This is a genomic window from Cupriavidus pauculus (genome assembly GCF_008693385.1).
GTDB classification, from domain to species: Bacteria; Pseudomonadota; Gammaproteobacteria; order Burkholderiales; family Burkholderiaceae; genus Cupriavidus; species Cupriavidus pauculus_D.
Genome location: NZ_CP044067.1, coordinates 2,027,501 through 2,050,283, shown reverse-complemented (window position 1 = coordinate 2,050,283; position 22,783 = coordinate 2,027,501). Strand labels below are relative to the sequence as shown.

Annotated in this window: 22 protein-coding genes and 2 rRNA genes (1 of these 24 only partly in view); 14 read left to right on the top strand and 10 right to left on the bottom strand. The window is 65.2% G+C overall.

The window, feature by feature from the left end; all coding sequences use genetic code 11:
* Nucleotides 1–101 precede the first annotated feature (101 nt).
* The gene (locus FOB72_RS27450) at nt 102–1,778 is read left to right on the top strand and encodes a ShlB/FhaC/HecB family hemolysin secretion/activation protein (protein ID WP_150376140.1); all 1,677 of its coding nucleotides are present in this window, start codon (nt 102–104) and stop codon (nt 1,776–1,778) included.
* A 39-nt stretch (nt 1,779–1,817) separates the two neighbouring features.
* Here FOB72_RS27450 and FOB72_RS27445 read toward each other — a convergent pair whose 3' ends face one another.
* Nucleotides 1,818–2,024 (bottom strand): dodecin, encoded by a 207-nt coding sequence (locus tag FOB72_RS27445; RefSeq protein WP_150376138.1) that lies wholly within the window; start codon nt 2,022–2,024, stop codon nt 1,818–1,820.
* A 135-nt stretch (nt 2,025–2,159) separates the two neighbouring features.
* Here FOB72_RS27445 and FOB72_RS27440 point away from each other — a divergent pair, with 135 nt between their 5' ends.
* Nucleotides 2,160–2,795, top strand: coding sequence for a phospholipase D family protein (locus tag FOB72_RS27440; protein ID WP_223851594.1), 636 nt, complete (start codon nt 2,160–2,162; stop codon nt 2,793–2,795).
* A gap of 238 nt (nt 2,796–3,033) precedes the next feature.
* Nucleotides 3,034–3,432 (top strand): hypothetical protein, encoded by a 399-nt coding sequence (locus FOB72_RS27435; RefSeq protein ID WP_223851593.1) that lies wholly within the window; start codon nt 3,034–3,036, stop codon nt 3,430–3,432.
* Nucleotides 3,433–3,622: 190 nt separating this feature from the next.
* Here FOB72_RS27435 and FOB72_RS27430 read toward each other — a convergent pair whose 3' ends face one another.
* Nucleotides 3,623–5,374: a ShlB/FhaC/HecB family hemolysin secretion/activation protein gene (locus FOB72_RS27430; RefSeq protein ID WP_150376136.1), complete on the bottom strand. Its 1,752-nt coding sequence runs from the start codon at nt 5,372–5,374 to the stop codon at nt 3,623–3,625.
* Between the two features lie 151 nt (nt 5,375–5,525).
* Between FOB72_RS27430 and FOB72_RS27425 the strand changes: the two genes are divergently transcribed.
* On the top strand, nt 5,526–6,242 hold the full coding sequence (locus FOB72_RS27425) for a dienelactone hydrolase family protein (protein ID WP_150376134.1): 717 nt from the start codon (nt 5,526–5,528) through the stop codon (nt 6,240–6,242).
* Between the two features lie 43 nt (nt 6,243–6,285).
* On the opposite strand, the gene FOB72_RS27420 is transcribed toward FOB72_RS27425, so the two are convergent.
* Entirely contained in the window at nt 6,286–6,732 is a 447-nt protein-coding gene (locus FOB72_RS27420) for a MarR family winged helix-turn-helix transcriptional regulator (protein ID WP_150376132.1), read from the bottom strand.
* Between the two features lie 157 nt (nt 6,733–6,889).
* Between FOB72_RS27420 and FOB72_RS27415 the strand changes: the two genes are divergently transcribed.
* Complete coding sequence (locus FOB72_RS27415) at nt 6,890–7,441, top strand: YggT family protein (protein WP_150376130.1); 552 nt, start codon at nt 6,890–6,892, stop codon at nt 7,439–7,441.
* Nucleotides 7,442–7,640: 199 nt separating this feature from the next.
* Nucleotides 7,641–7,934, top strand: coding sequence for a hypothetical protein (locus FOB72_RS27410; RefSeq protein ID WP_150376128.1), 294 nt, complete (start codon nt 7,641–7,643; stop codon nt 7,932–7,934).
* Nucleotides 7,935–8,083: 149 nt separating this feature from the next.
* On the opposite strand, the gene FOB72_RS27405 is transcribed toward FOB72_RS27410, so the two are convergent.
* Complete coding sequence (locus FOB72_RS27405; protein ID WP_150376126.1) at nt 8,084–9,013, bottom strand: LysR family transcriptional regulator; 930 nt, start codon at nt 9,011–9,013, stop codon at nt 8,084–8,086.
* 199 nt (nt 9,014–9,212) lie between these two features.
* Between FOB72_RS27405 and FOB72_RS27400 the strand changes: the two genes are divergently transcribed.
* Nucleotides 9,213–10,031 (top strand): IclR family transcriptional regulator, encoded by an 819-nt coding sequence (locus FOB72_RS27400; RefSeq protein ID WP_150376124.1) that lies wholly within the window; start codon nt 9,213–9,215, stop codon nt 10,029–10,031.
* A 14-nt stretch (nt 10,032–10,045) separates the two neighbouring features.
* Here FOB72_RS27400 and FOB72_RS27395 read toward each other — a convergent pair whose 3' ends face one another.
* Nucleotides 10,046–10,891: a phytanoyl-CoA dioxygenase family protein gene (locus FOB72_RS27395; RefSeq protein WP_150376122.1), complete on the bottom strand. Its 846-nt coding sequence runs from the start codon at nt 10,889–10,891 to the stop codon at nt 10,046–10,048.
* A gap of 264 nt (nt 10,892–11,155) precedes the next feature.
* Here FOB72_RS27395 and FOB72_RS27390 point away from each other — a divergent pair, with 264 nt between their 5' ends.
* The 5 genes from FOB72_RS27390 to FOB72_RS27370 all read left to right on the top strand — a co-directional run bounded on the left by FOB72_RS27390 (nt 11,156) and on the right by FOB72_RS27370 (nt 17,325).
* The gene (locus tag FOB72_RS27390) at nt 11,156–12,082 is read left to right on the top strand and encodes an AAA family ATPase (protein WP_150376120.1); all 927 of its coding nucleotides are present in this window, start codon (nt 11,156–11,158) and stop codon (nt 12,080–12,082) included.
* A 50-nt stretch (nt 12,083–12,132) separates the two neighbouring features.
* On the top strand, nt 12,133–13,218 hold the full coding sequence (locus FOB72_RS27385; protein ID WP_150376118.1) for a DUF58 domain-containing protein: 1,086 nt from the start codon (nt 12,133–12,135) through the stop codon (nt 13,216–13,218).
* A complete protein-coding gene (locus FOB72_RS27380; protein WP_150376116.1) occupies nt 13,215–15,221 on the top strand; it encodes a DUF3488 and DUF4129 domain-containing transglutaminase family protein in 2,007 nt (668 codons plus the stop codon). Before FOB72_RS27385 ends, FOB72_RS27380 begins: the two co-directional genes overlap by 4 nt.
* Before the next feature lie 74 nt (nt 15,222–15,295).
* Entirely contained in the window at nt 15,296–15,799 is a 504-nt protein-coding gene (locus FOB72_RS27375; protein ID WP_150376114.1) for a MarR family winged helix-turn-helix transcriptional regulator, read from the top strand.
* Complete coding sequence (locus FOB72_RS27370) at nt 15,799–17,325, top strand: MFS transporter (protein WP_150376112.1); 1,527 nt, start codon at nt 15,799–15,801, stop codon at nt 17,323–17,325. The genes FOB72_RS27375 and FOB72_RS27370 overlap by 1 nt, the downstream gene beginning before the upstream one ends.
* A 28-nt stretch (nt 17,326–17,353) precedes the next feature.
* Here FOB72_RS27370 and FOB72_RS27365 read toward each other — a convergent pair whose 3' ends face one another.
* Both FOB72_RS27365 and FOB72_RS27360 read right to left on the bottom strand, forming a co-directional pair.
* On the bottom strand, nt 17,354–17,695 hold the full coding sequence (locus FOB72_RS27365; RefSeq protein ID WP_150376110.1) for a hypothetical protein: 342 nt from the start codon (nt 17,693–17,695) through the stop codon (nt 17,354–17,356).
* Between the two features lie 239 nt (nt 17,696–17,934).
* Complete coding sequence (locus FOB72_RS27360; RefSeq protein WP_150376108.1) at nt 17,935–19,395, bottom strand: DegQ family serine endoprotease; 1,461 nt, start codon at nt 19,393–19,395, stop codon at nt 17,935–17,937.
* A 178-nt stretch (nt 19,396–19,573) separates the two neighbouring features.
* Here FOB72_RS27360 and FOB72_RS27355 point away from each other — a divergent pair, with 178 nt between their 5' ends.
* Entirely contained in the window at nt 19,574–20,044 is a 471-nt protein-coding gene (locus FOB72_RS27355) for a MarR family winged helix-turn-helix transcriptional regulator (protein WP_150376106.1), read from the top strand.
* Between the two features lie 74 nt (nt 20,045–20,118).
* Nucleotides 20,119–20,544 carry an organic hydroperoxide resistance protein gene (locus FOB72_RS27350; protein ID WP_150376104.1) on the top strand — a complete coding sequence of 142 codons (426 nt, stop codon included), beginning with the start codon at nt 20,119–20,121 and terminating at the stop codon, nt 20,542–20,544.
* A 48-nt stretch (nt 20,545–20,592) separates the two neighbouring features.
* On the opposite strand, the gene FOB72_RS27345 is transcribed toward FOB72_RS27350, so the two are convergent.
* From FOB72_RS27345 to FOB72_RS27335, 3 genes are all read right to left on the bottom strand, one after another.
* Nucleotides 20,593–20,880 carry a GIY-YIG nuclease family protein gene (locus FOB72_RS27345; RefSeq protein WP_150376102.1) on the bottom strand — a complete coding sequence of 96 codons (288 nt, stop codon included), beginning with the start codon at nt 20,878–20,880 and terminating at the stop codon, nt 20,593–20,595.
* 72 nt (nt 20,881–20,952) lie between these two features.
* Nucleotides 20,953–21,066: ribosomal RNA gene (rrf, locus tag FOB72_RS27340) — 5S ribosomal RNA — on the bottom strand.
* 124 nt (nt 21,067–21,190) lie between these two features.
* A 23S ribosomal RNA gene (locus FOB72_RS27335) occupies nt 21,191–22,783 on the bottom strand (it continues 1,286 nt past the right edge of the window).

Sequence of the window (22,783 nt, the reverse complement as noted above, 5' to 3'; positions counted from 1 at the left end):
GGAGGGAACGGCACCCCTGCCGGGCGAAGTCCGCGGCTGGGCCACACGACACGTGGCCAATCCACAGCCGGCATGCAGTCTATTTTTTCTGGGGTATTACCATGCGTACACGCCATCGCGTCGCCGCGCTCATCATCGGCGTCGGTGCTTGCCATCACCTGCCCGCGTTCGCCGAACGCAGCCCTGTCCAGGGCGATCCCACCCAAACCCTGCCGAGCATTGCACCCGCGAAGCCGCCGCAAAGCAACGTGACCGTCCAGGTCGAACGGCCCGATAACGCGTTGCAGAACCTGCTCGCCGCGCGCCTCACGCCGCGCCGCTTCCAGATCGAAGGCGTCAAGACGCTGCCGTTCGACCAGATCGCCGCCAAGTTCGCGCCGCTCGCCAATCACGAGATCACCGTCGCGGAACTGCTCAAGGCCGCGGAAGAGGTCACCGCGATGTACAAGGAAGCGGGCTACCCGCTCTCGTTCGCCTTCGTGCCGGCCCAGGCGTTCGAGAACGGCAATGTGCTCGTCACCGTGGTCGAAGGCTATGTCTCCAACGTCACGGTGCAGGGCAAGCCTGGCCCGTCCGAGGGCCGCCTGCGCAAGATCGCGGAACAGCTCAGGAAGGATCGTCCGCTGCGCAGCGAAAGCTTCGAACACTATGTGAACGTGCTTGCGCAGCAGCCCGGCATGCAGGTGGCCGCCACCGTGCAGCCGCCGACCACCACCGATGGTGCCTCGGAGATGGTGCTCGACGTCAAGCGCAAGCCGTTCACGTTTGGCACGGGCCTGGAATACGTGTCGCCCGGTATCCGCGGCATCGCCACGGCGACCACCAACAGCCTGACGCCGCTCGGCGAACAGATTTCGGTGTCGGCGCTCTATCCGAAGGGGCCCAACGGCGAGGAGTACTACGCGGCCAGCTATGCGCAACCGATCGGCACGGAGGGGATGCTCGCCAAGCTGTACGCCTCGCACTATCGCGGCAACCCGCAGAATTCCACGCTTGCGCCCATCGGCTTCGAATCGCGCTACGTCAACGACAGCAAGCGCGTCGGCACCTCGCTGAGCTATCCGTTCATCCTCAGCAACCGCCATACGCTCACGGGCACCGGCGGCTTCTACCTCAACGAACAGTTCGAGCGCTATACCCAGGCCGTGCAGCCCGGCGCCGGGCGCGAGGTCACGCTGGGCACCAACGTGCGCGTGGCCAGCGCGGAACTCGCCTACCAGTTTCGTGGGGAAGGGGTGACGCGCAGCGCCACGCTCGGCGTGTTCAAGGGCATCGACGGCCTTGGCGCCAATCGCGAGAACAATCAGAACGATCTGAGCTTCGTGCGCACGCGCCTGCTGGTCTCGCAGGCCAACGACCTGCCGCTCGGCTTCGGCGTCGCGTTCTCGGCGGCGGGCCAGTACAGCGCGCAGAAGCTCGCGTCGAGCGAGCAGATCAGCTTCGGCGGCCGCTTTTTCGGCCTCGGCTATCCGGCCGGCGAGGTCGCGGGCGACAAGGGGTTCGGTGCCTCCGCGGAAATCAACCGCATGTTCGCGGTGGACTTCGTGTACCTGAAGACGCTGCAGCCGTTCATCGCGTACGACATGGCGCGCGTGTTCTCCAACAGCTTCTCGCTGTCCCACCGCAGCCTCGCCTCGGTCGCCCTCGGCCTGCGCTTCTCTGACCGCCGCTTCTACTCGATGGATATCTCGCTGGCTCAGCCGGTCGGCGACAAACCGGTCAACGCGAGCCACCGGTCACCGCGGATCAATTTGCTGTGGTCGTATCAGTTTGATTGAGGGAGAGCGGCCGGGATGGCCCGCCTCTCCCCAGGCCAATCAATTCACACGGAACCCAATCTTCAGGGTCACCTGAAAGTGCGCCACCGCGCCATTGACTACATGCCCGCGCGTCTCGATGACCTCGAACCAGTCGATATGCTTGATCGTCTCATTGGCCTTCGCCAGGGCACTGCGAATCGCCGCGTCCGTGCCATCGGGCGCCGTTCCGACGATCTCGACGAGCTTGTACGTGTGGTTCGACATGAGAACTCCTATCTGGTTGGATGTCTCTCCATCATAGGCAACACGTAAGCAGGTGTGATCGATATTGCCCCGGCAGACACGGCCTGCTACCCTGCGGGCCGGTTTTCGAACATCCTGCCAATCGACTCAATCGCCGTGCCCGCAACCCTCAGCTCCCTCAGATCCCTCCGCTCCCTCAAGCCCCGCCTGCGTTCCCGCCTCCTCGTCACCGTCGCACTGCTGGCCTGCGCCACCGCCGCCCAGGCCCGACTCGCCTCGTCGCTCGAGAGCCTGGCCGATGCCCTCGGCACGCCCGCCGCGCGCCCCGCGCCGTTCGCCACGGGCAGCAGCTACACGCTGTGCTTCGTCCCGGACGGCCCAAGCTGCCAGGACATGATCGTCGATGCCATCGGCAAGACGCGCCGCAAGCTGCTGATCCAGGCGTACTCGTTCACCAACGCGGCCATCGCCGAAGCCGTCGCCGACGCGCACCGCCGCGGCGTCGATGTGCGCGTGATCGTGGACAAGAGCCAGACCTCCGAGCGCTACACGAGCGCCACGTTCCTCAAGCACGCGGGCATTCCCGTCGTGGTGGACACCAAGCCCGCCATCGCCCACAACAAGGTCATGGTGTTCGACGACCAGGCCGTATTCACGGGCTCCTTCAATTTCACGAAGGCCGCGCAGCAGCGCAACGCCGAGAACGGCATGCTCATCCGCGGCGACGCGGCGATCGTGCGCGCCTACACGGACAACTGGAACACGCGCTTCCGCCAGTCGTCCGAATACTGACGTCCCCTCCCCGCCGCACCCTCGGCCGAGGGCCCATGCCCGCCGGGAAGCGAATCCCGGCGTCAGGTCTTGCCGACCCGACACGGATCGTGCGAAAACGCACGACGCCAACGCCGTGCGCCCTCGAAAAATTCAGCGAAACACCGACATACGAGCTGTGCCCGCCGTTATCTACTAGAGCCATGATCATCAGCGGCCCGGCGTACTACGGTGCGTACACCGCGAGAGGACATTGCAGATGAAAACCGTTTTCAAGCGCGTGGCGCTGGCTGCGGCGGCCGCTAGCGCACTCACGCTCCCTGTCGCGGCGCAAGCCGATCTCACGACGGCCACATCGGGGCCGTTTACCTATGTGTGCGGCGGTGTCGCACAGGACGAACAGCAACAGTTGCGTTCGGAAGCCAGTCACTACGACATGGGGCTGCTCTTCACCAAGGGCAGCAATGGCGAGTACCTGGCCGATGTCAACGTCAAGCTGCTGCGCAACGGCAAGCAGGTCGCCGAGTTCACCTCGGACGGCCCGCGTTGCCTGATCAAGGGACCGCGCGCGTCGTATCAGGTCGTGGCGACCTATGAAGGCGCCTCCAAGCGAACCACGCTGAGCCCGGGCGCCAGGAACGTGCAATTGCGTTGGTAACGACATTGCGCTGGTAACGACATTGCGCTGTTAACGAGCTTCACCGACAAGCTTCACCCGCTAGCAACGATCAGCAGTACTGCGACCGCCCTGGGCGGTCCGATGCCGGAAACCCGTCCCCGTCGGGTTCCGGCATTTTTTTTGCCGGCCTCAGATCGAGCAGCTGACCCGGACGCCAAGCAGCGTCCCTTCACGCATCCTCGACGACGGCGCCCGCAGCGCGCGCGACAGCGACGCATCGATACCGAGTACGCTCCCACGTCGCGCCCACGCCAATGGCCACGCCCGTCAGCGCGCCCGAGCGCGCGGCGGGATTGCGGTTGATCACGTTGCCCCAGTCCAGCCCCGCATAGACGCGTCCCCGCACGTTATGCGTTCCTTGCAGGACCTGCCACGGCACGCTTGCCTCGGTCCGCACGTAGTAGCCGTGATCCCCGCCAAGCGAATGGTCCATGAAACCTCGCACGGTACCGGGACCGCCGATCAGCAGTTGCTGCGACCCGTAGAGCGTGTTCAGCGAATACTGTCCGCTGAACTGCGCGGACAGCACCAGCGCCTGCCTGCCCAGCTGCAGCCGTCGCGCATGGGTCATCGACAGCGTGAATTTCTGGAACTGCGCATGGGGCGCATCGTCCGGCAGTCCCGCGGGATCGTGATACGCACCGATCATCGCCAATCCGCGTACGGCGCCCACACGCGCCGTGGAGATGCCGCCGAACCGCCGCGTCGTCACGCCGACGCCGAGATCGGCAAACGTGAAATCCCGGTCGCTGACGCCGATCGGCAGCCCCGCGATCCACGTCTGGCCCGATTGCAGCGCCAGCCGCCCCGATACCGAGACCCGCGACATCGCGTCGCGGTAGACAATCCAGTCGTCGCTCACGCCGAACACATCGGTACGGCCCTCGACCTGAATCCTGCGTCCGCTGCGCGGTAACGTCACCGTGTTCAGGTAATTGCTGCGGCTCCATTGCATCGATGCCGTGTGATAGCCGTATGGCACCTGCATCTGGAACGCCGTGGCTTCCGACCGATGGCTGCCTTCGAGCGGAAACACCGACTGCCGGCGCGTCAGCGCGAACAGCTCGTTGAAGCCGAAGGGACTGTCCGCCGTGATCGTCGCCGACAACGTGTTGCGGCCCGTCGCCTTGGTACCCATATTGTCGAACGACGTGTACAGGTGCACGGGCCGCGTGCCGCGGTTGGTCACCTTCACGATGGTCTGCCCGGGCTCGCTACCCGGGTACAGCCCCACGCGCGCATCGTTCGAAGACAGCCGGTTCATCTGCTCGACGGCCTGCTCCACGTCGCGCAGGTTGAGCAATTCGCCCGGCCGCGCCGCAAACACGCCCGGCGGCCAGACCGCATTCGCGCGGTCGCTGTCCACGTCGTACCGTTCGATGACGCCCGGGATCACGTTGATCTCGAGCGTGCCGTCGTCGGCGATCTGCTCCGGCAGATACGCACGCGTGGTCACCTCGCCGCGCAGGATGAAAGACCGCGTCAGCTCCACGATCATCGCATTCAGATCCGCAGCGCTCAGGCATCGGTTCTCGTACGTCTGCCGCATCCGCGTCAGCGCCTCTGCGTCCACCCGCTCCACATCGCCGGTGAGCGCAATGCGCGTGACCTCGCGGCATGTCCCCGCATCGTCGGGCCGACTGGCTTCGGTCTGCCCGGACATCGCGTCGAGGTCGGCCCCTTCCGGTTCCGGCAATGCGCGAAGCGCGCGCTCCTGATCTTCCTGCAGACGTTCCTGTTGCTGATTCTCGATCAGCTGGTCGCGCCGCAGCAGCCGCGACGCGGAGCCGTTACCGGGGGACACCTGCGGCTGGCCCGACTGCTGTGCGTGGGCCTGCGTGGAAAAACCGGGCAATACACAAGCTGCGCCGAGCAGCGTGGCAAACGGCGAGATGCACTGACGATTCAACATGAGCGGCATGAGCAAGACATCGATGAATGTAACGGGTCGTCACAATCTCATAGACGTCGCGTCTTGCCTCTCGGAATACGTCCAAACATGCATGCGACATGACGTGGCACACTTGCGCACTCGTCCCTGCAGTCCTGTTCAAACCCCGGAGTACTGACACATGGCAACCACGCCCAATAGCCGCTGGATTCGAGTGGAAACGAACGATGGCGGCTTCGACGCCTATCTGAGCCTGCCCCCCGCGGGCAAGCAGGCCAATGGCCCAGGCATCGTGCTGATCCAGGAAATCTTTGGCGTCAACGAACATATCCGCTCGGTTGCGGACCAGTACGCGTCCGATGGATACGTCGTCCTCGCACCGGACATTTTCTGGCGCCAGGCCCCGCGCATCGAGCTCGGCTATGCCGGCGCCGACATGGAACAGGCATTCGCGCTGCGCAAGGCCACCGACGTCGACGCGGCCGTGTCGGACATCGCGGCCACGGTGCGCGCGTTGCGCGCCGAACTAGGTGGCAGCGGCAAGGTCGCGGCGGTGGGCTACTGCTTCGGCGGCCTGCTGTCGTATCTGTCGGCCGCGCGCGGTCTCGTCGATGCCGCGGTGCCCTACTACGGTGGCGGCATCCACGCGAACCTCGCGGAAGCGCCCAAGCTGAGCGTGCCGGCCCAGTTCCACTTCGGCGCACTGGACGCGCATATCACGCTCGACCAGGTCGCCGACATCCGCGCCGCCGTCGAAGGCAAGCCGGACACGGAAGTGTTCGTCTACGAAAAGGCCGATCACGGCTTCAACTGCTGGGCGCGCGGGTCCTATCACCAACCCTCGGCCGCACTGGCCCACGGGCGCGCATTGGCCTTCCTGTCCCAGCACCTGAGCTAGGAGCCTTCCGATCGGGCGCACGAGGGCGAGGAGCGCGATGCCGTCAGGCGTCCCCCTCCTCGCCCTCGTCGTTGAATGCGGTAATCCGCGCCACCCGGAACGTGTTACGCAGCGATTCGAGCTCGGCGCGGTGACGCATGGCAAGACGATTCAGACTGCGTTCGCCCTTGGGCAGCAGATGCACCTCGACGATGCGCCGATCGTCGGCATTCACCTTCCGCGTGACCAGGCCCGCGGCCTCGCAGCGATTGACCAGCGCGACCACGCCGTGCTGCTGCGTCTGCAGCCGCTCGGCCAGTTCGCCCACCGAGGCCCAGTTCCGATCCGGAAAGCCGCGGATATGGAGCATCAGCAGATATTGCTGTACCGTCATCCCCTCGCCCCGCGCGGCATCTTCCGAAAAGCGCAGAAAGCGCCGCAGCTGATAGCGGAAGTCAGACAATGCCTCGAATTCCTGCTTGGTGAGCGGTGCGGCGGTCTTGCGTGTCATGTGTCGGCGGATGTGCGCCACCAGACGGCGTGGCGTTGTAGAGGTCGCCCATTATAGGGGGCGCATTTGCTACGTCCGGTGCGGTCGCGCGCATAGCGAGGTGTGGCAGAATCTGTGCGGTCGTAGACACCTTCACTACCCACCGGAAATCCGCCGAATGTTCACGGAAATCGTCACGTTCCTGCTCGATATCGTCTTCACGCTGTTCGGCATGGCGCTGCTGCTGCGCCTGTGGATGCAGCTGACCCGCCTGCCTTCGCGCAATCCTGTCTCGCAGGGTGTGTTCCAGATCACGGACTGGCTCGTTCGGCCGCTGCGCCGGATCATCCCCGGCTTCGGCGGCATCGACTGGGCCACGCTGATCGCGGCCTGGCTTACCGCCGTGGTCTATCTGGTCTGCCGCACGCTCGTGTACGAGGGCGATCCGCTGGGCTTCCTGCCCGTGATCCTCGCCATTGCCGTCCTGCACGTGCTCAAGTGGGGCATCAGCCTCATCATGTGGGTCACGCTGCTGATGGCGATCCTGTCGTGGGTGAACCCGCAGTCGCCGGTGGCGCCGGCCATCTACCACCTGACCGAGCCGCTGCTGCGTCCGCTGCGCCGCGTGGTGCCGCGTCTGGGCGGATTCGATATCTCGCCGCTGATCCTGTTCGTGATCGCGCAGATCCTGCTGATGGTCCTCGCGCGCCTGAGTTTGGGAAGTGTCTGAGGCAGCTCCCGGGAAGCCGTTAAAGCGCCCTAAAAAGCACATACATTAAAGACTTTTAGGGTTTTTACTGATTGTTCAGGGAGCTGGACAGACTGTCGAGGATTACCCCTTTTTCCCGCGCGTGCTGGCGCCTACATTACAGCCACCGTGGCACCCAACCACGATGCTTCCACAAAAATACAGTAGGACCAGCACGACAATGAAGACTCTCTCCAAGCTCCAGGGCACGGCCGCGGCTGTGCTCGTTACTCTAGGCCTCACCATGGGCGCCGCTGCCAACGCCGCCCAACCCCTGACCGATCTCGCCCGTCTCGACGGCAGCATCGGCCACGTTGGCACCCGCGATCCGTACACCGACGGCGCGCGTGGCGTCAACGAACCCCGCAGCACCTTCACCGATGGCGCACGTTCGGTCAGCGAGCCGCGCAGCCCGTACAGCGACGGTGCCCGCACCGTCACGGAACGTCGCGACGCGTTTTCCGAAGGCGCCTGACCGCGCCACGCCGAGGACGCGACAGCGTCCGAGGCCTGCTTGACCGCTCCCTGCCCGGAGCGGGCCACGGTGAGAGGCGGACAGCGAGTGCAGCACGGCTCGGCAGCCCGCCTCCCCCCAGCATCCCCTCCCCCGCATCCTCCGTCCCCCTACCAGGTCAGTCCCGGATTCACCGCGGCACCGTCCTCTTCTTCCCCCATCATCGATTCGATCGCTTCCATGAATGCGCGCACCTTGCGCGGCTGGAGCCGGCGGTCGGGCAGTAGTGCGAATACTCGTAGTGGCGGTAACGGCACATCGGGCATCACCCGAACGAGTCGTCCCTGCGAAATCTCGGTCTCCGCGTAAGTCATCGGCACGCGCGCGATGCCTAGGCCGGACAGCGCGGCCTGCAGCCGCAGTTCGGCGTTGTAAGTCTGCATGCGCGGGCGAATCGGCACGGAGACCCGCTCGCCATCGCGCGTGAACTCCCAGAAGGTCGCGCCCGGCGTGGCCAGCGTCGGCATATTGGAGAGGTCTTCGGGCTGCATCTGCGCGGGCAGGCTTGCCGCCAGCGACGGCGCCGCCACGAGGCCGCGCTCCACGTGCCAGATGCGGCGGGCGATCGTGCCCGAGTCGGGCAGGTCCGACTCCACGGTGACGAAGGCAATATCGAACCCCTCGCGGATCGGATCGACCAGCCCCTGGGAAATTTCCACCGTGATATCGAGTGCCGGATGGGCGGCCAGCGTGCGGCAGATAACGCCGCCCAGCTGCTGAGCCCCGAACTCGTAAGGCGTGGCGATGCGGAGCATGCCCTGCACGCGCTCCTCGCGTGCGAGCGTTTCCTGACGGATCTCGCGTAATCGCGCGAACAAGGGCGCCACGTCGCGATAGACGGCGCCGCCCGCGTCGGTCAGCCGCATGCGGCGCGTCGTGCGCTCGAGCAGCTTGGCGCCGATTGCCGTTTCCAGCCGTGCCACCGCCGCCGAGACGCGGGACTTCGGGCAGTCCAGTTGCGCGGCGGCCGCGGTAAAGGTGCCTTGCTCGACCACGCAGCAGAACGCCTCCCAATCATTCCACTGGATTGTTTCGTTCACCGGGTGCTACCAACGTTGTGCAAACGCACATTATGAGGGAGAGCGATACGCGCGCAAGCGCCGGGGGCACAATGCGGGACGATGCGGACAGCCGAGACTGGCGAGTCGCGCATATTTCCACTACGATTTCGGCCTTTCCGTGCCATGCCGGCGCGGCGGTTCGCTTGCGAATCCACCTTCTGACCCGACTTTCCGATCGATGGCGAGCCAAGCCGACCACGAACCGGGCGCGCCGCAGGGCGCCGCCACCGAGAAACCCAGCGACAGCTACGTGCAATCGTTTGCGCGTGGGCTATCCGTCATTCGCGCCTTCAACGCCCAGCATCCCGCGCAGACGCTGACCGAAATTGCCCAGGCCAGCGGCCTGACGCGCGCGGGCGCCCGCCGCATCCTGCTGACGCTGGCCGGACTCGGCTATGTGCAGGCGGACGGCAGACTGTTCCGCCTGACGCCCAAGATCCTGGACCTGGGCTTTGCCTACCTGACCTCCATGCCGTTCTGGAATCTGGCCGAGCCCATCATGGAGGCGCTGTCCCAGTCGGTCCACGAAAGCTGCTCCATCTCCGTGCTCGACGGTACCGAGGTCGTCTACGTCCTGCGTGTACCCGCGCGCAAGATCATGACGATCAACCTGTCGATCGGCAGCCGGCTGCCCGCCTACTGCTCGTCGATGGGCCGCGTCCTGCTCGCGGGCCTCGACGAAGCGGAACTCGACCGGGTACTGCGCGCGTCGGACCTGCGCCAGCGCACGCGTCGCACGGTCACCGATATCGACGCCCTGAAGACGCTGATCGCGGGCATTCGCGCGCTCGGCTGGGCGCAGAACGATCAGGAACTCGAGGAAGGACTGGTATCCGTGGCCGCGCCGATCCGCAACCGGTCGGGCCAGGTCATCGCCGCCATCAATATCAGCGGGCAGGCCAACCGGACGAGCGCGCAGGAAATGGTCGAGCGCTTCCTGCCACCGCTGCTCGAGGCCTCGGAAAAGATCTCGGAGCTGGTCCAGCTGCGGACCTGACCCCGTCGCGGGCCTCAGTAAGCGGCCGGGGGCAGCTCCACGCTGCCGAACTCCGCCGAACGCGAGCCGGCCACCGGGCGGTTGCTTGCGCCGAAGTAAGCAAACGCTATCGACAGTTTGACCGCATCCGACTCGTTGCGTCCGGCGCTATGGAACAGCCGGCTGTCGAAGATCAGCACGTCGCCGCGATGCAGCGCGAGCGGCACGGTGCCACGCAGCAGCTGCTGGCTGGCCGGATGTGCCTCCACGAGAAACTCGGCCGGATCCAGCTGTGCCGGTTCGAGCTTCGCCTTGTGCGAGCCCGGAATCACGCGCAGCACGCCATTCCGTTCATCCTCGTCGCCGAGTGCCAGCCATACCGTGACCAGTTCCGGACTCACGAACGACCAGTAGCGCGTGTCGCGGTGCCAGCCGGTCTGGCTGCCGTAGTACGGATGCTTCGTCATCACGCTGTTGTGGTGCGCGAGGGTCAGCCGCGCGGGCTCGCCCAGCAGCGCCTCCACCGTTGCCACGATGCGTGGATCCGCGGCCCAGCGGCGATAGGCCTCGTCCCGTCCGTAGGCCTGTCGCAGCCGGCGCACGGTCGCGCCGCCCGTCGCCTGGCGCGTGGCCGGCGCGCCCGGATAGCCGAGATCGGCCTCGAACTCCACGGGCGGCACCGCGGCCGCCAGGTGTTCGCGCGTCACGGCTTCGAGGCCGGCGCATTGCGCCTCGCTCGCGAAACCGCGCAGGATCACATAACCGCCCGCATGAAAGGCACGCGCGAGACTCGCCAGACCAGCCCGATCGGCCAGCGGCGCGGAAGAGTCGAATTCCAGGGACACGGACGCGTCAGAAGCGTCCTCTAACGGAAGAGTCATTGCAGCGGATAAGAGCAATCTGAAAAAGCTGGCGGGCGCCAACACACCGATGATGCCAGAACCAGCGTGCGCACGCGCAAATTGCGGTCATCCCGCCTTCGCATTCCTGGGCCGCGAGGCGGCCCGGAGCGTCGTTGTGGCAATTGCACCATGCGTGCGGAAGCAGACCGTTCGCCCGGCTCGGGCCGCCGCTACAATGGGCGGGTATGTTTTAAACCGCCCGCTATTCCGATCGACGTCCCGACCGTCAGAAGACAGGCCAACGTGACTGCCCGCCCAAGGATTCTCGCCTCGCTCGCCGAGGCCCAACAGCAACTCGGCCGCATCGTGCTGGGCAAACCGCGCCAGGTCCGGCTCGCCCTGGCCTGCATGCTGGCCGGCGGTCACCTGCTGCTCGAGGACGTACCGGGCGTTGGCAAGACCACGCTTGCGCACGCGCTGGCCCGTACGCTCGGCCTCCAGTATCAGCGCGTGCAGTTCACGAGCGACCTGCTGCCCGCGGACCTCATCGGCGTCTCGGTCTTTATGCGCGATGCTGGCGAGTTCCGTTTCCATCGCGGCCCCGTCTTCGCGCAACTCGTGCTCGCCGATGAAATCAATCGCGCGCCGCCCAAGACGCAGAGCGCACTGCTCGAGGCGATGGCCGAACATCAGGTCACGCACGACGGCGCCACGCACGCGCTGCCGGCGCCGTTCTTCGTCATCGCCACGCAAAACCCGCTCGAGCAGATCGGCACTCACGCGCTGCCCGAATCGCAGCTCGACCGCTTCACGATGCGCATCTCGCTCGGCTATCCCGACCCGTCGTTCGAGCGCGTGCTCTACCTCGGCGGGGCATCGGCCAACGAGGCCGCGCCCATCATGAATGCCGAGCAGGTGATTGCGCTGCAGGCCGCGGCCGCGAAGGTCTATGCCGCGCCCGCGCTCGTGGACTACGTGCTGGCGCTGGTGCATGCCACGCGCGCGGAAGGCAGCTTCGCGGCCGGCCTGTCGCCGCGCGGCGGTCTTGCGCTGCTGGCCTGCGCGCGCGCATGGGCGCTGCTCGATCAGCGTGAAATGGTCGTGCCCGAAGACGTGCAGGCCGTGTTCGCGGCCGTGGCCGGCCATCGCCTGCTGCCCTCGGGCGCCGGCAAGGGCGCGAATCAGGCCGCGGTCGTCGACCGTCTGCTCGCATCGGTATCGATTCCCTGAGCGCGCGCGAACGCCAACGCGTTTTCCATTCCGCCCGCGCCGCCGCTGCCATGTCCACGTCGACATCTCCCAACACGTCCGCGCGCCCGCGTCGCCCCCGCAGCCCCGGCGACTGGCTGCGCCGTTCGCATGGGCCCGTCAACGGCGTCGTCACGCTGCATCGCCGCCAGCTCTATATCCTGCCGACGCGCGGCGGCATGGCATTCGCGGTGCTGCTGCTCGCCATGCTGATGACCTCGCTGAACTACAACATCAGCCTTGGCTTTGCCCTGACGTTCCTGCTCATCGGAATCGTCATGGCCTGCATGTGGACCGCATATCGCAATCTGCTCGATCTCGAAGTCGGCGCCGGCGCGGTCTCGCCCGCGTTCGTCGGCGATGCGGCCGTGTTTGCGCTGCAGGTCGATAACCGCGACGACACCGCGCGCATCGGCGTGGAGGCGCGCGCCAACGCCGCCCGGACGCCTCGCGCGAAATTGCCGCGCGGGAAATTGTCACCATCGGCCGCACCGTCCGCGATCTCCACCGCATCCACCGTGCCGACGGAAGCCGCCTCGCTGACGCTCGATGCGCAGGCCAGCGGCGCGCTGGCGTTGCGCCTTCCGGCAACGCGCAGGGGCCGCTTGTCCCTGCCCCGCGTCACCCTCGAAAGCCGTTTTCCGTTCGGCCTGTTCCGCGTCTGGAGCTATGCGGACCTGCCGCTCGCCACGCTCGTGTATCCCGCCCCGGAAGCCGGCGCGCCTCCGCTGCCACTGCTCGCGCGCGCCGACGACGCCGAGGACGGCACACTCTCCGTTGCATCGGACGACGGCATCGACCAGCTGCGCCGCTACCGCACCGGCGATCCGTTGCACCGTATCGCGTGGAAGCACAGCGCGCGCACGGGACGCTGGATGAGCCGCACGGGACAGACGCCGCGCGACCCCGCCTGCTGGCTGGACTGGCATGCCCTGCCCGATGGGCTCGACACGGAGGCTCGCCTGTCCCGCCTCTGCGCGTGGGTGCTGGCCGCGGGCGACGACCTCGACGTCGGCCTGCGCCTGCCCGCCGTGGAAATTCCGCCGGGCCACGGTGCCGCGCATCGCCGCGCCTGCCTCGAAGCACTCGCGCTCTGGCCCGAGCGTCCGGCATCATGACCACTGCCCGCCTTCGGCCGCTCGCGCATCAGGAACACGGCATGCTGATGGGGCAGCTCGCGCTGGTGCTTGCGCCGCAGGCGCGTACGCTGCCGGTCTCGGTCAGCCTGCTTCTGGTCGTGCTCATGGCCTGGCGCTGGCTGCTGTGGCGCCAGCGCGCGCCATTGCCGTCGCGCACGATGCTCGCGGTCATCGCCATGCTCGTGCTCGCCACCGCCGCCGCGCTGGTCTGGCAGGCAGGCGGGAGCCTCGGGCGCGATCTCTGCGTCGCGCTGCTCGGCGCGTTCGTCATCCTCAAGCTGCTCGAATGCCGGGCGCTATCCGATGCCACGATGGTCACGCAGCTCTCGTTCTATCTGCTGCTGACGCTCTATCTATCGGACCAGCCGTTCTGGCTCGCGCTGTACAGCATGGCCATCGGCGCATGGGTCCTGCGCAACTGGCTCCTGCTTCACCATCCCGAGGCACGCGGCCGGCTCGCGATCTGGCCGCTGCTCGGGCGCATGGCGCTGATCGGCCTGCCGTGGGCGCTCTTCCTGTTCGTACTGTTCCCGCGCCTCGATCATCCGCTCTGGCGCCTGCCGCAATCGGAGTCGACGGGGAAGACCGGCATTACGGATACGATGCGCCCCGGCAGTATCGGCGAGCTGATCCGCTCCACCGAGATCGCGTTTCGCGCGGACATGGCCGGCGACCCGCTGCCGCCAAGCGCGCTGTACTGGCGCGCCCTCGTGCTGTGGCGCTACGATGGCCAGCAATGGCGGACGCTGGAGCAGCAGCGGTTGATGCGCGCCGCGCCCGCGCTGCGCGACGATGCCCTCGATGCGGCCGCGCCGCCGGGCATGCGCGACTACTCGGTGACGCTCGAGGCAAGCCAGCAATCGTGGCTCTATCTCCTCGACCGTGGCGTCGCGCTATCGGGCATGCCCGAGGCGCGGATCTCCTACGACGGCGAGTTCTTCGCGCGCGTACCCATCGACCGCCCCGTCCGCTACCGTGCGCGCTCGGCGTTCGACCGTGGCACCGAGCCGCCCGCGACACTGCCCCCGCGCATCCGCGCCCTGGCCCTGGAACTGCCCGACGGCAACCCGCGCAGCCGCGCGCTCGCCGCACGATGGGCCGAGCAGTTTCCCGACCCGTGGCAACGCGTGCAGGCCGCGCTGCGCGTCTTCGCGGGCGAGGCGTTCTACTACACGCTGTCCCCGCCGCCGCTCGGCAGCCAGCAGGTCGATTCGTTCGTGTTCGATACCCATCGCGGATTCTGCGAACACTATTCCAGCAGCTTCGTGTTCCTGATGCGCGCGGCCGGCGTCCCCGCGCGCGTGGTCACGGGCTACCAGGGCGGCGAGTACAACACGATCGGGCGGCATTACATCGTGCGGCAGTCGGATGCCCATGCGTGGGCCGAAGTCTGGATCGATGGCCGCGGCTGGGTGCGCGTGGACCCCACCAGCGCGGTGGCGCCAAGCCGCGTGGAACAGGGCGTGGATGCGGCACTGGCCGGCGATGAAGCGGACGCGGTCCGTTCGCTGCGCGCGCCGGGCTGGCTGCGCGACCTGCGCTGGGGTCTCGATGGACTGATGTACACATGGCAGCGCTGGATCCTCGACTACGACCGCGCGCGCCAGATGTCGCTGCTGCGGCAGTTCGGCATGGACGACCGCCTGCCGCAGATCCTGATGGTCGGGCTGGCCGCGCTCACGTTGCTCGGGCTGATCCCGCTGTGGCTGCGCCGCCAGCGCCTGGACCCGCTCCAGGCCCTCTACGCACGCTTCTGCCGCGAACTCGCGAAACGTGGCTACGAGCGTGGCGCGGCGGAAGGCCCCCAGGACTATGCTCGGCGTGCCGCCGCGGCCATGCCGCAGGCCGCGCCCGCGCTCCATGCGTTCACGGCCGAGTACGTGCGATTGCGCTACGGCGCGCCGCCCGCGGTGGGGCGAGGGAGTCTGGCCGCGCTCCATCGTGCGTTGCGCGATGTCATCCGTTCCCTCCGGCAACGCTGACGCCATCGCGGATTGCAATGCCGCGGGGGGATGCATATAATTTCATCCGTAATTATATCGGATGAAATAAAACCATGTCGTTCGAACGCCGCATCGACCGCTTCTGCGAGCAGCACCCGGAGGCGCCACGCGACCTTATCCTCGCTTCTCGTCTGCTGCTCCGGTCCGCCCGGCTGTTGCGCAACCACATCGAGCGCGCACTGGCGCAGTTCGATCTCGACCTCGGCCAGTATCTGGTGCTCAGCATGCTTGCCATCGATGCCGGCGAGCCGACCATTCCGTCCGAACTCGGCGTCGCGATCGATGCCACACGCACCCAGATGACCCGCCTCGTGGACCGCCTCGAGGCACGCGGGCTGGTACGCCGCACGGCCTCCACGCAGGACCGGCGCAGCCTCGAACTCAGCCTCACGGCAGCGGGGCAGCGCCTGCTCGATCGCGCGATTCCCGCCGTGCATGCGGCCTATGGCCAGGCCTGGGCGCCGTTCGGCGATAGCGGACTGGCCGCCGCCACGCGCTCGCTCAACAAGCTCCACCAGACCCTCGCCGCGCTGGAAGCCGACGCCGGGCAGTCGTGATGCCGCGGCTGACCCACCGTCGGCGGCAGACGCTGCTGATGATCCTGCTCGGGCTTGCCACGGGCGTCGAGTTCCTCGAGAACATCATGTTCGTCTTCGCGTCGACGCATATCGTCGGCGGGATCAACGCGGACCCGCGCAGCTTCGCGCTCGTGCAGGCCGCGTACGCCATCGGCAGCATGCTGATGATCCTCAAGCAGAACTGGTTCGCGCGGCGCTTCGGCTATCGCCGCTACCTGACCGGCGCGCTGCTCGTGTTTATCGCGGGCACGATCGGGGCCGGCACCAGCGTGTCGCTGCCGCAAATGGTCATGGCACGCTTCGTCCAGGGCTTCGGTGGCGGCGCGCTGTTCACCAGCTGCCGCATTCTCGTGAACGTGCTGTTCGGCGCCGCGGACCGACCGCGCGCGCTGAAGATCTTCATGCTCGGAATCTTTACCGCATCGGCGCTTGCGCCGGCGTTCGCGGCCGAGCTCATCGAGCGCGGCGTCTGGCAGGACGTGTTCTTCGGCGTGCTGCCGTTTGCCATCGTCGCCGCGATCGGTGCGTGGCGGTTGCTCCCCGATGCGGAGACCAAAAGCGACAACGAGGGCCTCGCGCTGGGTCCGCTGCTGCTGTTCGGTGCCGCCATCGTGACACTGCAGTCCGCACTGGCGGTCGCCCGGTTCGATCTGTTCTCGCATCCGCTGCGGCTCGCCGCCGTGGCCAGCCTCGCCCTTCTGCTGCTCGGGACGTTCCTCTGGCGGCAATGGCACCACGCCGCACCCCTGTTACGCCTGCGTGGCCTGCGCGACCCGGTCTACCTGACCGGGCTCGCCATGTATTTCGTCTATTACCTGATCAGCAATCTCAGCAGCTACGTGTTCCCGGTCCTGGCCGAGCAGGCGTTGCGCATCCCGCTGGCGACCACGGGATGGCTCAACACGTTCTCGGCCGGCATCAGCCTCATGGGAATCCTGATCTACCTGCGGGTCTCGCGACGGCTGCCGCGCAAAAAGCCCGTGATGGTCGCGGGCCTGATCGTGATGGCCGCCTCGGCCTGGTATTTCTCGCGCCTGTCGCCAGAGGTCGGCCCGTCGGCCATCCTGTGGGGGCTGCTGGGCAAGGGCCTGTTCGGCGTGATGGTCATCATCCCGATCGCGGGCCTGACGTTCCGTTCACTGAGCGCGGACGACTTCGGCCATGGCTATCGCAGCAAGAACCTGTTGCGGCAGGTGGCAAGTTCATTTGCGTCGGCGCTGGGAGCGGTACTGCTGCAGAACCGGCAGTTCGCGGTCAGTGACCAACTGATGCATGCATTGGGACAGAGACCGGCGGAAACCGCGCAATGGGTACAGTCGGCGCAGTCCGCGCTGATGGCGCGCGGCCTCGGTACGGGTCAGGCGCATGCGGGCGCGCTGGCGGAGCTCGGCATGATCGTGGAACAACAGGCGCGTCTGGTGGCCTGCGGAGATCTCTACCGGCTGATTGCCGCACTGTCGCTGGTCGCGGCAGTGTTCATGCTCTTACAACGGCGGCTCGACTAGGCGAGTCCGCTTGGGCCTGCGGGGTGGATCAGAAAAGCGACAGTTGCCGCATGCCGAAGCCAACGGTTTCCTCGACGCGCGCACGCGCATGGACGAGCGAACCCTCGGCACCCGAGTAGTTGCCGGCGGCCCATCGATAGACAACAGGCAATTCACCGCGATCGGACAGCCGGACCTCGCCGAGCTTCTCGCCACGATCGTTACGGTAGTAGTGGGAACGATAGCCGCGCTCCCAATGAGGCGGCTCGACCTTCCTGCGTCTGCGCGGAGACGCTGCGCTGCCCGCTGACTTGCCCGACGACTGCCGGGCACGCTCGGTACCTGGAGTGGTTCCGGACGTCAGGGGGGCGCGGTTGAAATCCAACTGCATAGACTTCCTTCTTCTGTCGATTCAGCAGGAACCAGACGTGGTGACCGAAATCACCACACGCTTCATGCATCGCAGTCGAGATCATACCTGTTCGCGCGCGCTTCGGGTGTGTTTTGTTGCCTTGGAATCGGCCTCTGGCAAGGCTTTGCGGGTATGTATACGTCCCGTATACGTCAGCGTATACGGGACGTATACCTGCCTCGGGTGCAGCGTAAACCGCGTCACCCGAGGCGTGTCGATCAGCCGAGATCGAGCGGGATGAAGATGCGCGCATCGTCGCGCTGGACCAGCAGCGCCACCTGCTTGCCCGCCTTCGACACGAGCGACTTCAGCTGATCCGCCGAGTTGATCGGCGTGCCGTTCAGCGACAGGATGACGTCGCCCGGCTGAATGCCGACCCGCGCCGCGGGGCCCGCCACGTCCTCGACGACGAGCCCGCCATCGATGCCGCTGTCACGCTTCTCGTTCGGCGTCAGCGGACGGACGGCCAGGCCCAGCTTGCCACCGGCGTCGTTCTGGTTCGACTTCTGCGCGACCGCGGAGTCCTTGGCCGTGCCCACCTTTACCGACAGCGTCATCGGCTCGCCCTTGCGGATGACCTTGAGCTGCGTCTCGGTACCGGGCTTGATATCGGCCACATGCTCGGGCAGATCGCCGGAATGGTCGATCACGTCGTTGCCGAGCTGCACGATCACGTCGCCCGGCTTGAGGCCAGCCTTCGCCGCGGGGCTGTCCGGCTCCACCGAATTGACGAGCGCGCCCGCGGGCTTCGGCAGGTTGAACGACTGCGCCAGCGCCTGGTTGACTTCCTGCACCGAGATGCCGAGACGACCGCGCGTGACCTTGCCATGCGCCACCAGCTGTTCCTCGACCTTCGTCGCGACGTTGATCGGAATCGCGAACGACAGGCCCTGGTAGCCGCCGGTCTGGCTATAGATCTGCGAGTTGATGCCGATCACCTCGCCGCGCTGGTTGAACAGCGGACCGCCCGAGTTACCGGGGTTCACGGCCACGTCGGTCTGGATAAACGGCACATAGGTGTCGTCGGGCAGCGAGCGCGATTTCGCGCTGACGATGCCGGCCGTCACCGTGTTCTCGAAACCGTAGGGCGAGCCGATCGCCACCACAGGCTCGCCGACGCGCACCTTCGACGGATCGCCCAGACGCACGGTCGGCAGATCCTTCGCGTCGATCCTGATCACGGCAATATCGGTCTGCGGGTCGGAGCCCAGTACCTTCGCCTTGAACTCGCGGCGATCGGTCAGCTTCACGGTCACCTCGGTGGCGTTGTCGACCACGTGGGCATTCGTCAGGATCAGGCCGTCGGGGCTCACGATAAAGCCCGAGCCCAGCCCGCGCACGAGCTGCGGCTGCTGTTGCTGCGGTGCCTGGAACTGCGGACCGAAGCGCTTGAAGAACTGGGCAAGCGGATCGTCGGGGTCGATGTTCGCGCCCTGTGCCGAGGTGCGCTGGGCGCGCGCCGTCACGCTGATGTTCACGACCGCGGGACCGTACTGGTCAACGATCGACGAAAAGTCCGTCGGCGTCGCGACGGCCACGGGCGACGACGACGCAACGATGGGCGCCGGTGCGGCATATCCCGGCGTGATGACTTCCTTCTGCAGATACGTGTAGCCCCCGGCAATGGCGGCGAGTGCTGCGATACCGAAGGCAGAGCGAGCAAGCGTCTGGCGGATCATGGTCTTCTTCCTTTCTGATGTCCTTTGCGCGGGGGATTCCGGCGCGACAGTGTCATCCTAGGGACGCAGACTTAAATCACACTTAAAGAACGGATGCGGGCCCAAACAACCCTGCGCGCGATGCGGCCATCGCAAAATTTATCTTGCACACAATTGAATTGCGTATAAGATATCTCACATGGACATCGACACGCGCCCCTCCGAGCCCGATTCGCTGCTGCTGCTGGATCAGCAGCTCTGCTTCGCGCTGTATTCGAGCTCGCTGGCCATGACCAAGGTATATAAGCCCATTCTCGGTGAGCTTGGACTTACTTACCCGCAGTATCTGGTCATGATGGTGTTGTGGGAGCGCGAGAAGCTGAGCGTATCGGAACTGGGCCATCGCCTGTCGCTGGACTCCGGCACGCTGACCCCGCTTCTCAAGCGGCTCGAGTCGATGTCGCTGGTCACCCGGGAGCGGGATCCCGCGGACGAACGCCGCGTGCTCGTGACCCTTACCGGCGCAGGCTGGCAGCTTCGCCAGCGTGCGCGGGGAATTCCGGAGAAGTTGTTATGTGCAACACAGTGCTCGATTGAAGAAATTCAGACGCTGACACTGCGTTTGCAGGCATTGCGGTCTACGCTGGAGAACGCGCGGACCGATGGATGAACGCCGCATGTGCGGCGTCGATGAAATCTTTGACTTCAACCTGCCCTTTTTAGGCGACGAACCAGGAGCAAGAAATGACCAAGCTGGACAAAGTCCTTTACACCGCCCATGCATCTGCCACCGGTGGCCGCGACGGCCGCGCCGTCACGTCCGACGGTCAGCTCGACGTCAAGCTCGCCGTACCGAAGGAAATGGGCGGTGCCGGCAACGGCCTGAATCCCGAGCAGCTGTTTGCCGCAGGCTACTCCGCTTGCTTCCTGGGCGCGATCCGCTTCGTGGCCGGCCAGCAGAAGATCGCGATTCCCGCCGACGCCAAGATCGACGGCTCGGTCGGTATCGGCCAGATCCCGGCCGGCTTCGGCATCCAGGCCGAACTGAAGATCTCGCTGCCCGGCATCGAGCGCGAAGCGGCCCAGAAGCTGGTCGAGGCCGCACACCAGGTGTGCCCGTACTCGAACGCGACGCGCGGCAATATCGAAGTGACGCTGACCCTGGTCTGAGCGACGCAGTAGCAGAAAGCAAAAACGCCGGCGCAAGCCGGCGTTTTTTTATGTCTGTTCGGGTTCAGGCGGTTCGAGTTGCGCGCAGAAGGCGCGCTTTTGCGCGGCCGTCATTCGCTTGGTAGCGATCTCCGCGCGCAGCGCTTCCGACTTCGTGGCAAACCGCATCCACCCGAGCAATCGCACGGGCTTGCGCGCACGCGTGTATTTCGCGCCGATTCCCGCGACATGCGCGGCATAGCGCCGTTTCACGTCCGTCGTAATACCGGTATAGATCGAATTGCCTTCGCATTCGAGCATGTACAGATACCAGCACGGGTCGTCTTCGGTCGTCATGCGGTGCGTGAATCAGAAGCGTAAAAAACAAAACCCCTCAGCGGAGTGCGCTGAGGGGTTCTGAGCATAAGAGCCTGGCGATGACCTACTTTCACACGGGTAATCCGCACTATCATCGGCGCGGAGTTGTTTCACGGTCCTGTTCGGGATGGGAAGGGGTGGTTCCAACTCGCTATGGTCACCAGGCATAAGGGGTTGTCACGCTGACCGGAGGTCAGCGGGACGAATCTGGGTGTAGTAAAGGGGGGTTGTGTCGTATATGGCCGGCACATTAGCGGAACGCTATCACCAGGCAAGACACACTGGTTATAGGATCAAGCCTTACGGGCAATTAGTACTGGTTAGCTTAACGCATTACTGCGCTTCCACACCCAGCCTATCAACGTCCTGGTCTCGAACGACCCTTCAAGGAGGTCAAGCCTCCAGGGAATCCTCATCTTCAGGCGAGTTTCCCGCTTAGATGCTTTCAGCGGTTATCTCTTCCGTACATAGCTACCCTGCGATGCCTCTGGCGAGACAACAGGTACACCAGCGGTACGTCCACTCCGGTCCTCTCGTACTAGGAGCAGCCCCCGTCAAGATTCCAACGCCCACGGCAGATAGGGACCAAACTGTCTCACGACGTTTTAAACCCAGCTCACGTACCTCTTTAAATGGCGAACAGCCATACCCTTGGGACCGGCTACAGCCCCAGGATGAGATGAGCCGACATCGAGGTGCCAAACACCGCCGTCGATATGAACTCTTGGGCGGTATCAGCCTGTTATCCCCAGAGTACCTTTTATCCGTTGAGCGATGGCCCTTCCATTCAGAACCACCGGATCACTATGTCCTGCTTTCGCACCTGCTCGACTTGTCGGTCTCGCAGTTAAGCACGCTTTTGCCATTGCACTTTAGGTACGATGTCCGACCGTACCAAGCGTACCTTCGAACTCCTCCGTTACACTTTGGGAGGAGACCGCCCCAGTCAAACTGCCTACCATGCACTGTCCCCGACCCGGATTCACGGGCCAAGGTTAGAACCTCAAACAAACCAGGGTGGTATTTCAAGGACGGCTCCACGTGAACTAGCGTCCACGCTTCAAAGCCTCCCACCTATCCTACACAGATCGGTTCAAAGTCCAATGCAAAGCTACAGTAAAGGTTCATGGGGTCTTTCCGTCTAGCCGCGGGGAGATTGCATCATCACAAACACTTCAACTTCGCTGAGTCTCGGGAGGAGACAGTGTGGCCATCGTTACGCCATTCGTGCAGGTCGGAACTTACCCGACAAGGAATTTCGCTACCTTAGGACCGTTATAGTTACGGCCGCCGTTTACCGGGACTTCAATCAAGAGCTTGCACCCCATCATTTAATCTTCCGGCACCGGGCAGGCGTCACACCCTATACGTCCACTTTCGTGTTTGCAGAGTGCTGTGTTTTTATTAAACAGTCGCAGCCACCATTTTATTGCAACCCCTTCACCCTTCTGGCGCAGGCCAGTCAAGCTACCAGGGCGTACCTTATCCCGAAGTTACGGTACCAATTTGCCGAGTTCCTTCTCCCGAGTTCTCTCAAGCGCCTTAGAATACTCATCTCGCCCACCTGTGTCGGTTTGCGGTACGGTCTCGTATGACTGAAGCTTAGAGGCTTTTCTTGGAACCACTTCCGATTGCTTCGCAGCATAAAGCCGCTCGCCCCACACTCTTGAATTCCGCGCCCGGATTTGCCTAAGCGCCTTCTCCAATGCAGGGACCGGGACTTCCAACACCCGGACAACCTTCCGCGATCCGTCCCCCCATCGCATCATACGACGGTGCAGGAATATTAACCTGCTTCCCATCAGCTACGCATCTCTGCCTCGCCTTAGGGGCCGACTCACCCTACGCCGATGAACGTTGCGTAGGAAACCTTGGGCTTACG